10 protein-coding genes are annotated in these 13,072 nt (G+C 59.2%); 7 read left to right on the top strand and 3 right to left on the bottom strand.

What is annotated here, in order from left to right; genetic code table 11:
• Positions 1-41 precede the first annotated feature (41 nt).
• Entirely contained in the window at positions 42-905 is an 864-nt protein-coding gene (locus LPC22_RS07220) for an alpha/beta fold hydrolase (protein ID WP_229133306.1), read from the bottom strand.
• Positions 906-947: 42 nt separating this feature from the next.
• Positions 948-2,207 carry an MFS transporter gene (locus tag LPC22_RS07215; RefSeq protein ID WP_229133305.1) on the bottom strand — a complete coding sequence of 420 codons (1,260 nt, stop codon included), beginning with the start codon at positions 2,205-2,207 and terminating at the stop codon, positions 948-950.
• Between the two features lie 120 nt (positions 2,208-2,327).
• Here LPC22_RS07215 and LPC22_RS07210 point away from each other — a divergent pair, with 120 nt between their 5' ends.
• The gene (locus tag LPC22_RS07210) at positions 2,328-3,338 is read left to right on the top strand and encodes a LacI family DNA-binding transcriptional regulator (protein ID WP_229133304.1); all 1,011 of its coding nucleotides are present in this window, start codon (positions 2,328-2,330) and stop codon (positions 3,336-3,338) included.
• 82 nt (positions 3,339-3,420) lie between these two features.
• Here LPC22_RS07210 and LPC22_RS07205 read toward each other — a convergent pair whose 3' ends face one another.
• A complete protein-coding gene (locus LPC22_RS07205; RefSeq protein WP_229133303.1) occupies positions 3,421-4,878 on the bottom strand; it encodes an amino acid permease in 1,458 nt (485 codons plus the stop codon).
• A 302-nt stretch (positions 4,879-5,180) separates the two neighbouring features.
• On the opposite strand from LPC22_RS07205, the gene LPC22_RS07200 reads away from it, so the two are divergent.
• The 6 genes from LPC22_RS07200 to LPC22_RS07175 all read left to right on the top strand — a co-directional run bounded on the left by LPC22_RS07200 (position 5,181) and on the right by LPC22_RS07175 (position 13,068).
• The gene (locus tag LPC22_RS07200; RefSeq protein ID WP_229133302.1) at positions 5,181-6,671 is read left to right on the top strand and encodes an amino acid permease; all 1,491 of its coding nucleotides are present in this window, start codon (positions 5,181-5,183) and stop codon (positions 6,669-6,671) included.
• A 159-nt stretch (positions 6,672-6,830) separates the two neighbouring features.
• Positions 6,831-8,645 (top strand): FTR1 family iron permease, encoded by a 1,815-nt coding sequence (locus LPC22_RS07195; protein WP_229133301.1) that lies wholly within the window; start codon positions 6,831-6,833, stop codon positions 8,643-8,645.
• Positions 8,642-9,265 carry an iron transporter gene (locus LPC22_RS07190; RefSeq protein ID WP_029678340.1) on the top strand — a complete coding sequence of 208 codons (624 nt, stop codon included), beginning with the start codon at positions 8,642-8,644 and terminating at the stop codon, positions 9,263-9,265. Before LPC22_RS07195 ends, LPC22_RS07190 begins: the two co-directional genes overlap by 4 nt.
• Before the next feature lie 13 nt (positions 9,266-9,278).
• Positions 9,279-10,553 carry a DUF2318 domain-containing protein gene (locus tag LPC22_RS07185; RefSeq protein ID WP_229133300.1) on the top strand — a complete coding sequence of 425 codons (1,275 nt, stop codon included), beginning with the start codon at positions 9,279-9,281 and terminating at the stop codon, positions 10,551-10,553.
• 21 nt (positions 10,554-10,574) lie between these two features.
• Positions 10,575-11,885: an ABC transporter permease gene (locus LPC22_RS07180; RefSeq protein ID WP_121914906.1), complete on the top strand. Its 1,311-nt coding sequence runs from the start codon at positions 10,575-10,577 to the stop codon at positions 11,883-11,885.
• Between the two features lie 16 nt (positions 11,886-11,901).
• Positions 11,902-13,068, top strand: coding sequence for an ABC transporter permease (locus tag LPC22_RS07175; RefSeq protein WP_183129821.1), 1,167 nt, complete (start codon positions 11,902-11,904; stop codon positions 13,066-13,068).
• Positions 13,069-13,072: the final 4 nt, after the last annotated feature.

The following is a 13,072-nucleotide window of genomic DNA, read 5'->3' as shown; positions in this document are numbered from 1 at the left end:
GGGCTACTAGGACATCGAAATTCTTCAATCAGGGCTGATTATTAGCCTCGACTAGATTCGCCTCTCTGAATGGTCCGTGAAGCAATCTGTGCGAATTCATCCCAGAGTGGTTCCGGTATTTCATGAGCCATTCCAGAGTAAATATGCAGTTCTGAATTCCTGAGTAGCTGGGAAATCCGAATGCCGGCTTTAGGGCTGAAGAAGGGATCGCGGCGTCCATGAATGATTGCTGCTGGCAGGGTCAGTTTGCCAAGCTTGTTTTGGTCCAAGCCGAAGGAGTTAGTTGCAGCCTGCTGCCTCCTCCATCCGTCGGGCCGATAGCAGCGGTCATATGTCAGCGCTCCCAGTTGGCGGGCTTTCTCTTCATTGAAGGGATAGGCAGAATTGGCATGGCAGGCTTTTTCTCGTGATACGAAAAGATCGATGGCCTGGTCGCGGTTCGATGCGACATCGAGACCGGCGTTGTTACCCGACTCGGCAGAGCCAGCAGTCGACATCCATTCCTTTCCCCAGGATGGGGCCGTGAACATGATGACGGCTGAGCTAATGCGATCGGGATAATCGACCAGAACTTCTTGTGTGATCATTCCACCCATCGATTCGCCCATGATGTTGAAAGTCTTGAGCTTTTCTGCATCTGCAACCGCCAAGACATCATTGGCCATGTCGGTAATGTCATAGGCCTTGTCGGTCTGGTCGGGCGTTCCTGTCTGGCTGGATAGGCCGACATCCCTGTTGTCAAGTAAAATTGTCTGAATACCCAGATCGTTCAGTTTCTGCACGAATCCTTTGTCCCAGCCAACTAATTGAGCTGTGTATCCTTCAATCATGATCAGGGCAGGTCCATCGACAGGACCATACTTTTCGTAATAGATGGATATGTCACCATTGTGAGCATAGGGCATGATATTTGCTTCCTTTCATACAGTAATTTTTAAGTACTACAGTCACCTAACCGAGCGAATCAGCATCGCAAAAATTCCGCCGAGCAACGAAGTCACGATGCCAAACACGAAGACAGACACATAGGAGCCGGTGGCATTAATCAGCGTGGAACCTATCAGGGGGGCTACTGCTGCCGGCACCGAGGTGGCAATGGCTAGGATGCCAAGGTCCCTGCCCTCGTTGGCCTTATTGGGCAGAACCAAGGACATAACCGCAATATCTACGGCGAAGTAGACACCACCTGCCGCCCCATTGATGGCCGCGTAAATCAGCATTCCTGTCCAGCTATGCATGACCAGTGGGACGATGAATGAAGCCATGAAGACTAATGAGGATAGTGCGACAATCAGTTTTCTGCGGTTGAGGAGATCTGCCACCTTGCCGAAGACCACAATTGCGATTATCTGGGCAATGGTGGAGATGGTCGAAACCGTGGCAACCCCTGCCGTGGCGTTATTGCCAGGGAGGTTTTTAGTGCCAATGTAGTCAGTCAGAATAAAGAATGTGAAATTGGATATTGCAAAAGACGCAAAGTAGAAAGCGAACCTTGACAGAAAAGCCATAGAGAAGTCCCAGTGGAGAAATGCGGAGAAGAAATGTCCTACAGCATTGAGACTCCAACTGGAACGTTGCTTTTTTGCTGGTTTAGGCATATCCAAGGACGGGGCTTCTGGGGCGAAAAGGCAGAACAGAAGTGAAGCGAGAAGAATGAAAGCTCCGATGATCACATATCCCCAGTGCTGGCCGGTTCGCGATACCACGTTGACGAAAATTAGGATGCCAAACGGAAGACCCAAGCCAGTGACCGAAGAAGCCACTCCGCGGTTCTCCTCAGGAATCCGGTCGGGAATTACCGCGTAGATAACGCCCTGAAACCAGTTGGCGAAAAACCAGACCAAACCCGCGAAAACAATAACCATGGCGATGCTGGTCATCATGCCCATTCCAACACACATGAGTGCTGTGCCTATTGCGGAGAACATCAGCCAGGGCGTCCGCTTCCCAAACCTCGAACGTGTTCTGTCTGAAATAGCAGCGCCAATGGGAAGGATCACAGTGCCAACGATTGACTCGACCAGTGAAGCCACGGCTGTGTCATGGACCTTATTGGTCGCATTGATGCTGACGATCTGAGCAGGCAATAGAACTTGATTGATTGCTTGGTACACCCCATATAGTCCAACTATGGCTGGGAACAGAAGTACAAGAATCCGTGTGACGCTTACGGGGCGTCTGACGCTGACCGCTTCCTCGTTTTTCACAGTTGATCTCCTTCGCTCATCTTGCATCCTCGCAAGTAACACGTATTAGTAACACGTGTTACTAAGTTATAATAAACTAATCTAGGATTTTGTCAAATAGAGGTGTAGAGGGGCATCCGTATGAGCAGACGAAAGGCGAAAAGTCAGGATGTGGCAAATCGAGCTGGCGTTTCCAGGACAACGGTCAGCTTGGTGCTTAATCACCACGCCGCTAACATTCCTGAGCAGACCCGCAAGAAGGTTCTTCAGGCAGCTAAGGAGCTTGAATTCATTCCATCTGCAGCAGCAAGGACCTTGAGAAAGGGCAAAGGATCAATTGTGCTCTGTCTGACAGTTAATGCTGAGCCTTCCTCCCGTGCGGATGAAGCATGGAGCTCCTTGAGCGAGAAACTTCATGATCGAGGCCTGGTCTGCATCTTCTCGAGAACTGCGGGTTCAACCACTCCGCTCCGTCAGCTCTTGTGGGAGATAACTCCGAGCGTAGTCGTGCCTTTTTTTGATCTGAGTGTCGACGACAAAGCCATGCTACAGCAAATGGGTATACCTGTTGTAGAGTTTTTTAGGCCGCAGAATAAAGAGGAAATAAAGGGCCAACCCATTCAGTTGTTTGCCGATTTCCAGGTCCAGCTCGGTACAGTTCAAGCGAATTATTTATTGAATAAAGGGTGTGACAAGATTGCCTATGTAGGGACTGCGACTCCGAGTAGTAGCGCCATGATGAACGATCGTATAAAGGGTGTTCGTAGAGCCCTGGAGGCAGCAGGTCTTGAACTGGTCTCCAATGGAAGTATTTCTCTTCACGACAACGGCCAGTCGGCAAAATTGATGGTCGAGAGGCTTAGAGAGGCAGAATGTGACGGGGTCTGTGCTTTCAATGATGAGCATGCTGCTCCGATTATGGCTCAAGCACAAAAGCAAGGTATACGGGTTCCTCAAGATATGCGCATAATTGGAGTGGACAATGAGCCAATCAGTGCTTATCTGCAGCCTGCATTGACCAGCATCGATTACGACAGCATCATCCCTGCATATCTCGATAGCATTGTTGCGGCATGTAACTCGTCTGCAAGACCGGCTCCAGTTGAGCGCAACGATGCCACCTTGTGGGTAGTCGAACGAGAATCTGCATGATATCAGCGAATTGTGCTCAATGCTGAGCAGAGGCAACCGTTCATACTGGGGTGACAGTTGCCTCTGTTTATTGATCTGTCATTTAGGCTCGCCGCTGGGTCAGCTGATAGGCCGTCAGAAGGACGATCAACCAGATGGGCCCGGCGATGACGGCCACCCGGTAGCTGGGCGAGAAGCACATGAGCACGACGATCATGGCTAGGAAGGCCAGAACCGCCCAGGGGGTCACCCGGGCAAAGGGCAGCTTGAAGTGCAGGGCGTTCAGAGCGCTGTCGCCGGTCTTGCCCTCTAAGTCGCCGGGGCCCTCGCCTCGGGCTACGGCGCGCCGGAAGAGCATCTCGGTCACCATGATCATGGACCAATTGATGATGGCTGAGATTGTGGCGATACTCATCAGGTAGTTGAAGGCGAACTGGGGCCAGAGGAAGACCACGACCACGGCCAGGGCGATGATGCAGGCCGAGGTCAGCACTCCTGCGTAGGGCACGCCTCCCTTGGACAGGCGGCTCAGGTACTTGGGGGCATTGCCCTGCCGGGCCAGGGAGAAGAGCATGCGGGAGTTGGAGTAGAGGGCCGAGTTGTAGACGCTCATGACCGCAGTCAGGCAGACGAAGTTGAGGATGCCTGCGGCCGCGTGGACTCCCACCGAGTCGAATATCTGGACGAAGGGGCTGACGACCATGCCCTGTGCGTTGGGCTTGCCGATGGCATTCCAGGGGACTACGGCCATGATCACCCCAAGCGTCAGGATGTAGAAGACCAGAATCCTCCAGATGATGGCGTTGGTGGCCTTGGGGATGGTCCGACGGGGATCGGAGGCCTCCCCGGCGGTGATGCCGATCAGCTCGGTGCCGCCGAAGCTGAACATGACCACCGCCAGCGACATGAGCAGACCGGTCCACTGGCCATTGGCCCCGTGACGCATGAGTCCGTTGGGCAGGAACCCGCCGCCCACGGTGAACCAATTGGCGAAGGAGGCCCGCAGTCCGTTGGCCGTGGGCAGGGCCATGACCACGACGGCCAGGCCGCCGATGATCATGGCGACGATGGCCGCGATCTTGATGATGGCGAACCAGAACTCGAACTCGCCGAACTTGCTGACTCCCATCAGATTGGCCGCTGTGATGACCACCAGGAAGAAGGCCGCAGAGACCCAGGCGGGGATTGCCGGGAACCAGAAGTTGACGAAGGTGCCCACCACGGAGAGTTCGACCATGGATACCAGGACGTAGTTCATCCAGTAGTTCCATCCCGACACGAAGCCCGCACGCTTGGACCAGTAGCGGGTGGCGTAGTAGCTGAAAGCGCCGGACTTGGGGTCTTCCACGCTCATTTCGCTCATGGCCCTGACGATCATGAAGATGGCCAGACCGCCTATCAGATAGGCGATGATGATGGCCGGCCCTGCCAATGAGATGGATTCCCCGGACCCGTAGAAGAGTCCCGTCCCTATGGCGCCGCCCAGCGAGATGAGCTGGATGTGCCTGTTCTTCAGGGTTTTGCGCAGGTTCTTGCCCTGCGACTCCTTGGGTTGATCCATGGGGATGTCATTCCTTAGGTGGTAGTTGTCAGCTGAATGTGACCGGCTGACAGGGCCAACCCTATAGGAGCCGGTCCGAGCGGAATGAGCATGCCTTTGCATTGTGGAACAGAGACGTCCGCCATATGAGACGGTCAATTCACCGAATCGTGACCGTTGGGTCCTACCATGGGCGTCGGTGCCTGCCGTCTGCTCCCGGTTATCGACACCTCTGTGGTATTGCTGTCCTACCGGCCTTGATGGGATACCCCTTCCTGGACGGCGATGATTAATGGGTTGTGAAGACAAGGAGGTGCAGTCGCATGAACCGTACGGGCAATGGCCCTTTGGCGCAGCAGAATCAAGGTGACAGCGCCTCGGCAGGCGACGGCATGGAACGCGGTCTGAGCAACCGTCATGTACAGTTCATTGCCATCGGGGGCACCATCGGCACCGGGCTCTTCCTGGGGTCGGGCAAGTCCATAGCCCTGACCGGTCCCTCCATCATCCTGGTCTATATCGGTGTCGGCGTGATCATGTACCTGCTCATGCGGGCCATCGGCGAGCTCATGTATCGCAGCCCCGTCCAGCACACCTTCATCGCCTTCATCAGCCGCTACCTGGGCCAGGGGTGGGGATCCTTCGCCGGCTGGTCCTACTGGATCGTGCTCATCCTGATCGGCATGTCCGAGCTGACTGCCGTGGGCACCTACTTCGTCACCTTCTTCGGCACCTTCGGCATCGATCTGAGCGCCTGGCGGGGCCTGATCGAGCTCTGCTTCCTGGCGGCCATGGTGTGCATCAACCTGATTGCCGTGCGGGTCTTCGGGGAGACCGAGTTCTGGTTTTCCATGATCAAGATCACCCTGATCCTGGCCATGATTGTCACGGCCGTGGTCATGGTCATCACAGGCTTCCACTATCCGGCGGTTCACATGCCGGGACAGGATCGGATCAGCCCGGCCGGCCATGCGGGCCTGGACAACATCACCACCGGTCTGAGCCTGGCGCCCAACGGGTGGATGGCCTTCTTCATGAGCTTCCAGATGGTCTTCTTCGCCTACGAGATGATCGAATTCGTGGGGGTCACCGTCTCCGAGACCCAGAATCCCCGCAAGGTCCTGCCCAAGGCCATCAATCAGATCATCCTGAGGGTGCTGATCTTCTACGTGGGCGCCCTGGTCGCCATCATGCTGATCGTGCCCTGGCGCTCCTTCCGTCCCAACGCCGACGGCAGCTTCACCTCGCCATTCGTCATGGTCTTCCGCTATGCCGGGGTCGACTGGGCGGCCGCCCTGGTCTTTTTCGTGGTTATCACGGCAGCCAGCTCCTCGCTGAACTCCCTGCTCTATTCCGCCGGCCGCAACCTCTTCCAGCTGGCCGCCGCCGGCCACTCTCCGGTGATGCGCAGCCTGCATACGATTTCACGCCGCGGCAAGGTGCCTGCCCGGGCCATCATTCTGTCCGGGGTGTTGATCCTCTTATCCCCGGTGCTGCATCTGTTGCCCGGCTTCGAGGACACCTTCGTCCTGTTCACCTCCTGCTCCAGCGCGGTCATCATCTTCATCTACATCCTGACCCTGCTGGCTCACCGTCGCTACCGGACCAGCCCGGACTTCATGCCTGATGGGTTCCTCATGCCGGCCTACCGGGTGACTGGAGCCGTTACCATCGCCTTCTTCGTCCTGATCTATCTCTCGCTCTTCCTGGCTCCCGACACCCGGTATCCGGCCATACTGGGATTGGTCTGGCTGCTGGTCTTCGGCGGCATCTGCCTGTGGAAGCACAGGGGTGAGCCGTTGTCGGTCGACTGACCGTCTGCGAGCGTGGGCGCATTATATGGCCTCAAAACACTATAAACAAGTCTGTTTTTCCGCTTGTGCTTGGGCTAGATTGATTTTCGGTACTTGTCAAATCGGCCTTCGTTTCTCGCAGGCTTGATAACGAGGGACTGACGAAGGAGATCATCGCCCATGGTTGCACAGGTCTGCAGGACGCGAGTGGCCAGGACCGCTGGCTCCCTGCTCTCATACCTGCTGTTGGCTCTGATATTCCTGTTCCTGCAGACCCCGCAGTCGGCCATGGCGGCGAGCGGAGCCACGGATTATGACAACTGGGCCCAAGTGGCTGGCTCTGTATCTCGCCAGCTGGATAGAGGGTGTGAGGACTACGCCCGGGGGGATCGTGCCGGGGCGGCCTCGCAATTCATGGGAGCCTACAACGTGGGCTACGTGGGTTCAGGATTCGTCTCGGTCGTGGAGTCGACCCTGGGGCAGGACAGACGCAATGCTCTGGACGGGCAGTTCCAGGCCCTGCAGAGCCAGGCCTACGCCCCTGATGCCGGGCAGGCCCTGACCCAGGGCTGTGAAAAGCTCAAGGCCGATCTGGCTGCTGCGGCCTCCCAGCTGGATGCCACCCAGGGGCTGGCCAATCCCCGCGCCTATGCCAAGGCTCAGCAGGAGCAGATCAAGGCTGACCGTCGACGGCTGGATGCGGCCAAGAAGCATCGGAACACCGGCAAGGGCAATCGGACCTGGACCCAGGTGGCCCACGAGATGACGCCCATTCTGGATCAGGCGCTCGCGCAAGCATCCAAGGGACAGGGCCAGGCGGGATCCGACCTGGTCAACAAGGCTTATTACCAGTATTACGAAAAGCTGGGCTTCGAGAAAAACGTCATGAACGCCATCAGCGGCAACAGGGTCTCTCAGGTGGAATACCAGTTCAAGGAGACCCGGATGGCCATGGTGGCGGGTAAGCCGGCCAAGACCCTGGTGAACGACCTGAAAAGCATGTTGATCGAGGATGCAGCCATTCTGGATGGAGGCGCCGCGGACCAGGTCAATGGGTGGACGTCCTTCCTGACCTCCGCCTTCGGCCAGGCCTTTGTGGTCCTGCTGCGGGAGGGGCTGGAGGCCATCCTGGTGGTGGCGGCCATTATCGCCTACCTGGTCAAGTCCGGTCATAAAGACAAGGTTCGGCACATCTACTGGGGCATTGCGGCAGGTCTGGTGGCCAGCGGGCTGGTGGCCCTGCTCTTCACCCTGCTCTTCAACGGGAACGGTCCCCAGCAGGAGATCCTGGAGGGCGTGGTGGCCTTGGTGGCCATGCTCATGCTGCTCTACACCAGCAACTGGATGCTGTCCAAGTCCTCTGTGGAATCCTGGAACCACTACATTCAAAGCCGGACGGTGGCTGCTATCTCGAAGGGCAGTGTGATCTCCCTGGCCCTGCTCTCCTTCCTGGCGGTCTTCCGGGAGGGGGCTGAGACGGTCATGTTCTACCAGGCCATTTTCGCCATGGCCCCTGGCGGCTCACGGGAGATCTGGACCGGTTTTGCGGCAGCCGCCGTGGTCCTGGTCATCGTCTTCGTGCTCATCCGCTTCACCTCGGTCAAGATTCCCATCCGGCCCTTCTTCATCATCACCAGCCTGCTCATGGCGGTTATGGTGGTCATCTTCGCCGGGGGCGGCGTCCATGCCCTGATCGAGGGCGACCTGGTGCCGGCCACCTACCTGCCCGGGGTGCCCACCAGCGACTGGATCGGGCTGTATCCATACACGCAGACCATCGGCGCCCAGATCCTGGCGGCCTTGGTCGTGGTCGTGCTGGCAATTGTGTCGACCCACCGCCTGCACAAGCAGGAGCAGGCGCAGTCGAATCAGGACTCCGGCAGGTCAACGTCGGCAACCGCCCACCAGGCGGAAACCGAGCAGGCTGCCGAAGGGGCTGTGCCCTCTGAGGTCACGGCATCCATGCAAACACCAAAGAGCGAAGGACAATCATGAAGAAGAGACAATTGACCGCCCTGGTCGCGCTGGTGCTCTCAGGCACCCTGGCCCTGGCGGGGTGCGGCTCCAGCGGGTCAGGCACCCGTGAGGCGCCCGCGCCTGAGGCCTCCGGTGCCTCCCAGTCCTCGGCGGGCAAGGGGGCCGGGTTCGAAGAGATCCCCATCCCGCCCGACGATCAGCAGAAGGGCCCTCTGAACATCGGCACGGTCTTCTTCCAGCCCATCGACATGGAGCCTGCATCCATGGGGCTGAAGGCTGCTGATGCCAGCCTGCATCTGGAGGCTGATATCCACGCCCTGCCCAACAACAACCTGGGCTATGCCAAGGGGGAGTTCGTTCCGGATCTGACCGTCAACTACACCATCCAGAACAAGGATGACCCCAACGACAAGCAGTCCGGCACCTTTATGCAGATGAACGCCTCGGACGGGCCGCATTACGGAGCCAACATCAAGATGGAGAAGGCCGGATCCTACAAGCTGACCTATTCCATCGACTCTCCTGAGAAGAAGGGCTGGATGCTGCACGTCGACCCGGAGACCGGCGTGAAGGGACACTTCTGGACCGAGCCCATCGTGGTCAGCTGGGACTGGGACTACACGCCCCACCAGTGGTAAGCTGCTATGCACCATGCTTGAGCAATTTGTCACGGTCTTGCCGGGGACGCTGGCCCCGGCCCTCCTGGTCATGGTTTTCAGCGTGCTGCTGGGGGTGGGCGAGGGCCGCGATCGGCCGCGTTCCTCCTCCTGGCGGCTGATTGGCCTGGGGGTTGGCGTGCTGGGAGCGCTAGTTTTTGCCCTCCTGCGCGCCACCGTGATCATCAACCGGCGAACCATGGTCAACTACCCGACCCTGGTAGCCTGCGTTCTGACCGATCTGGCGGCTATTGCGGTGGTGCTGGTCGCCGATCGGCTGGTTTCAGACTGGCACCGCCGCCCTTGGGCCATGGATCTGGCCAACGCCCTGGCGGCCCTGGCCATAGCCCTGACCACCTTCCGTGCCCTGCCCGATGTCATCCTGCAGCTTACGGCTTTTGTGGAGCCGGGGGAGCCGGTGATGACCTCGGCCATGCTTCTGAGGGCCCTGGGCTTCCTGCTTGGTCTGGCTGCCGCTGTGATAGTGGCTGCCATTCTGAGGACCATGCATACTTCCTGCCCCCGGATAGCCTTCCGTCTGGCCGCCCTACTCATGGTGGTCTTGCTGCTGCTTCGGCACGGCGTAGCCCTGGTGGCCCTGATGCAGACCACCGGCCTGGTTCTTCTGCACGGCTGGGCCTTCCGGGTCATGGCCCTGGGATACAACGCCGACCTGATCCTGGTTCTTGCCCAGGTTCTGGTCTTCATCATTCCAGTCTTCGCCTGCCTGGTTGCAGGCTGGCGCATGCCGGTGACCGGAGCTTCTACAGCCGACGACCGCAGTCACCGGGCCTTCCGCCGAAGGGCCCTGGCATCAGCGGTCTGGAGCCTGGTGGCCATGATCGGTGTCACCCTGGCCCTCACGGTGGGTACTGCCAAGGCCCACCAGGTGCCTGTGCTCTCGCCTCCGGAGAAGTATTCCTTGACCTCCGATACGGCCACCATTCGTTTCTCCCAGGTGGAGGATGGCCACCTGCATCGATTCAGCTACCGGGCCAAGGATGGCACCGAGATGCGCTTTATCATCATCCGCAAGAATGGCGCGGCCTACGGAGTCGGGCTGGATGCCTGCGAGAACTGCGGGGATGCGGGTTATTACGAAAAAGACGGCAAGATCATCTGCAAGAAGTGCGACGTAGCCATCAACCTGGCCACCATCGGGTTCAAGGGCGGCTGCAATCCCGTTCCCTTGCCTTACAAGACCGGCCGGGGCGCCATACTGATCAGCACCGCCGATCTGGATGCGCTGTCTTCGCACTTCAAGAGCTGAAAAAGGGAAGGAGCGGTTGGTATGTTCTTCATGCGAATGATGCTGCGGTCATTCAGCCGCCAGTTCGGGCGAAGAATGCTCATTGCCGTCACGGTCTGCCTGTCGGCCTGCGTGGCTACGGCCATGCTGGGGGTGGTCTTTGACGTTGGCGACAAGCTCAACGCAGAACTGTCCACCTACGGATCCAACATCACGGTCCAGGCCAAGGCTGATGCCGTGGTCTCCGACCTCTACGGCGACCAGGAGGGCGGCCCATCAGGCGACGAGTCAACGCCGACAGCCTTCCTCAAGGAGTCCCAGGTGCCCAAGATCAAGACCATCTTCTGGGCCTACAACATCACCGACTTTGCCCCCCGCCTGGATCTGCGCGGCACCGTAGACCAGGTCGGCGCCCCCCTGGTGGGCACCTGGTTCGGCCGGACCGTCAAGGTAGACAGCGGCGAGAGCAGCACCGCAGGTCTGAAAGGCCTTCGGCCCTGGTGGAAGGTTCAAGGACGCTGGCCCAAGGACGAGGCTGGGTCCGGCGGCAGGACCGAGGCCATGATGGGCAAAGAGCTGGCTGCACGACTGGGTGGCCGTCAGGTCGGCGACCAGGTCAAGGTGGGTCTGGATGGTAAACAGCAGACCGTCACCATTGTGGGCATCTTCGACTCCGGTGATGCTGATGCCTCCTCCCTCTACCTGCCCACCAAGGCGTTGCAGGAGATGTCCGGCCTGACCGATCAGATCGATCAGGTGGAAGTCAAGGCCCTGACCACGCCCGAGAACGACCTGGCCCGCAAGGCCGCACGAAACCCAGCTGCCCTCTCCCAGGACGAGTGGGAGACCTGGTACTGCACGGCTTATCCGTCCTCCATCGCCTACCAGATCGAGGAGGCCATCCCCGGGTCCATGGCCAAGCAGGTCAGACAGGTGGCAGCCCTGCAGGGCGATGTCCTGCAGAAGACCCAGGCAGTCATGATCCTGATGACCGTGCTCAGCCTGCTGGCGGCAGCCATCGCCGTGGCCAACCTGATGGCGTCCTCCATAAGCGAGCGGTCCTCGGAGTTCGCCCTGCTCAAGGCCTTGGGCGCCACCGATGGGGCCGTGTCCAGACTGGTGCTGGCCGAGACGGCCCTGATCGCCCTGGCCGGAGCTCTGGTCGGCGCTCTGCTGGGTTCCGGCGTGGCCCAGATCGTAGGCAGGGTGGTCTTCGGCTCGGGTATCACCATGAGGCCCATGGTCTTTGTGCTGGTCTTCGTGCTGCTGGCCCTGACCGTGCTGCTGGCATCCATCTCGTCCATCAGATCGATTCTGCGGCTTCGGCCGGCGGAGGTGCTTCATGGCCGCTGATCGCCATACAAGCCATATGACCAATACCCGCATGTTCCTGACCATGCTCTTTGGGGCCGTCTTCCGTCGTCGGGGCCGGGCCCTGATGGCTGTTGTAGCCTCCCTGGTGGGTGCGGCCACCCTCTTCTGCCTGGCGGCGGTTTGTATCGAGGCTCCCAGGCAGATCAACCAGGAGATGCGCTCCTACGGGGCCAATCTGGTCGTCTCGCCCATTCAGGGGGGCAACCGGTCCGGCTCCGGCATCGAACAGGGCATGGTGGATCACACCACCCACATGGTGACTGCCAAGGCCCCGGCCCGGTACGCCACCTATCGATATGAGACGGTGCAGGTCAATGCCGGCGCCCGCGAGATGGCCGGCATCCACCCCGACCAGGTGCGTCAGCTCAACCGCCACTGGAGTGTTGAGGGATCCTGGCCGCAGTCCGGTTCAGTCATGGTAGGGCGGGATCTGGCAGATTCACTGGGGCTGACCACCGGCAAGCAGATAACTATTGGTTACCCCGCTGGAAAGGTCACCGCCACAGGCAAGGCCGGGGGGCAGGGTCGTGACTTTCGTGTGGGAGGCATTGTCGATACTGGCGGTTCTGAAGATCGGATCATTTACGCCGACCTGGCTGACCTGGAGCTCCTGACCGGGGCCAAGCGGGGCACTGATGTCATCGAATACTCGGTCAACACCATGACTTCGGGGCTGAAGACCATCGCTGCCAGCATCAACGACATGACCTCCATGGGGGTCAAGGCTCGACCGGTCACCAGGATCACAGCAGGCGACAGCCACACCATCGCCATGCTCCAGTCGCTCTTCTGGCTGGTTTCGGTGGTGGTGCTGGTCCTGACCTTTGTTGGTGTGGGGACCACCATGGCATCCATCGTCTCCCAGCGGCGCAGCGAGATCGGCCTGCGCAAGGCCCTGGGTGCCTCATCGCGGGGGATAGCCATGGAGTTTTTGGCTGAGTCGGCCTGCTACGGATTGGCTGGAGGCCTGATCGGTACCGCCCTGGGCTATGGCTTCGCCCGGTTGCTCTGCCTGTCCGTCTTCCAGCGGCCGCTGGGCTTCAACTGGTGGCTGGCCCTGGGCACGGTACTGCTGAGCGTGGCCATATCCATGATCGCATCCATCCGGCCGGTCCTCCGGGCTTCGCGTATCGACCCGGCCCTGGTTTTGAGGGAGGAATGACAAT

The sequence above is a fragment of the Bifidobacterium mizhiense genome (assembly GCF_020884755.1).
GTDB classification, from domain to species: domain Bacteria; phylum Actinomycetota; class Actinomycetes; order Actinomycetales; family Bifidobacteriaceae; genus Bombiscardovia; species Bombiscardovia mizhiensis.
This window is presented reverse-complemented; position numbering and strand designations above follow the sequence as displayed.

Coding starts and splice junctions, on each gene's coding strand:
- LPC22_RS07210 (WP_229133304.1), top strand. CDS start 2,328: ATGAGCAGACGAAAGGCGAAAAGTCAGGATGTGGCAAATCGAGCTGGC.
- LPC22_RS07220 (WP_229133306.1), bottom strand. CDS start 905: ATGCCCTATGCTCACAATGGTGACATATCCATCTATTACGAAAAGTAT.
- LPC22_RS07200 (WP_229133302.1), top strand. CDS start 5,181: ATGAACCGTACGGGCAATGGCCCTTTGGCGCAGCAGAATCAAGGTGAC.
- LPC22_RS07205 (WP_229133303.1), bottom strand. CDS start 4,878: ATGGATCAACCCAAGGAGTCGCAGGGCAAGAACCTGCGCAAAACCCTG.
- LPC22_RS07195 (WP_229133301.1), top strand. CDS start 6,831: ATGGTTGCACAGGTCTGCAGGACGCGAGTGGCCAGGACCGCTGGCTCC.
- LPC22_RS07175 (WP_183129821.1), top strand. CDS start 11,902: ATGACCAATACCCGCATGTTCCTGACCATGCTCTTTGGGGCCGTCTTC.
- LPC22_RS07190 (WP_029678340.1), top strand. CDS start 8,642: ATGAAGAAGAGACAATTGACCGCCCTGGTCGCGCTGGTGCTCTCAGGC.
- LPC22_RS07185 (WP_229133300.1), top strand. CDS start 9,279: ATGCTTGAGCAATTTGTCACGGTCTTGCCGGGGACGCTGGCCCCGGCC.
- LPC22_RS07180 (WP_121914906.1), top strand. CDS start 10,575: ATGTTCTTCATGCGAATGATGCTGCGGTCATTCAGCCGCCAGTTCGGG.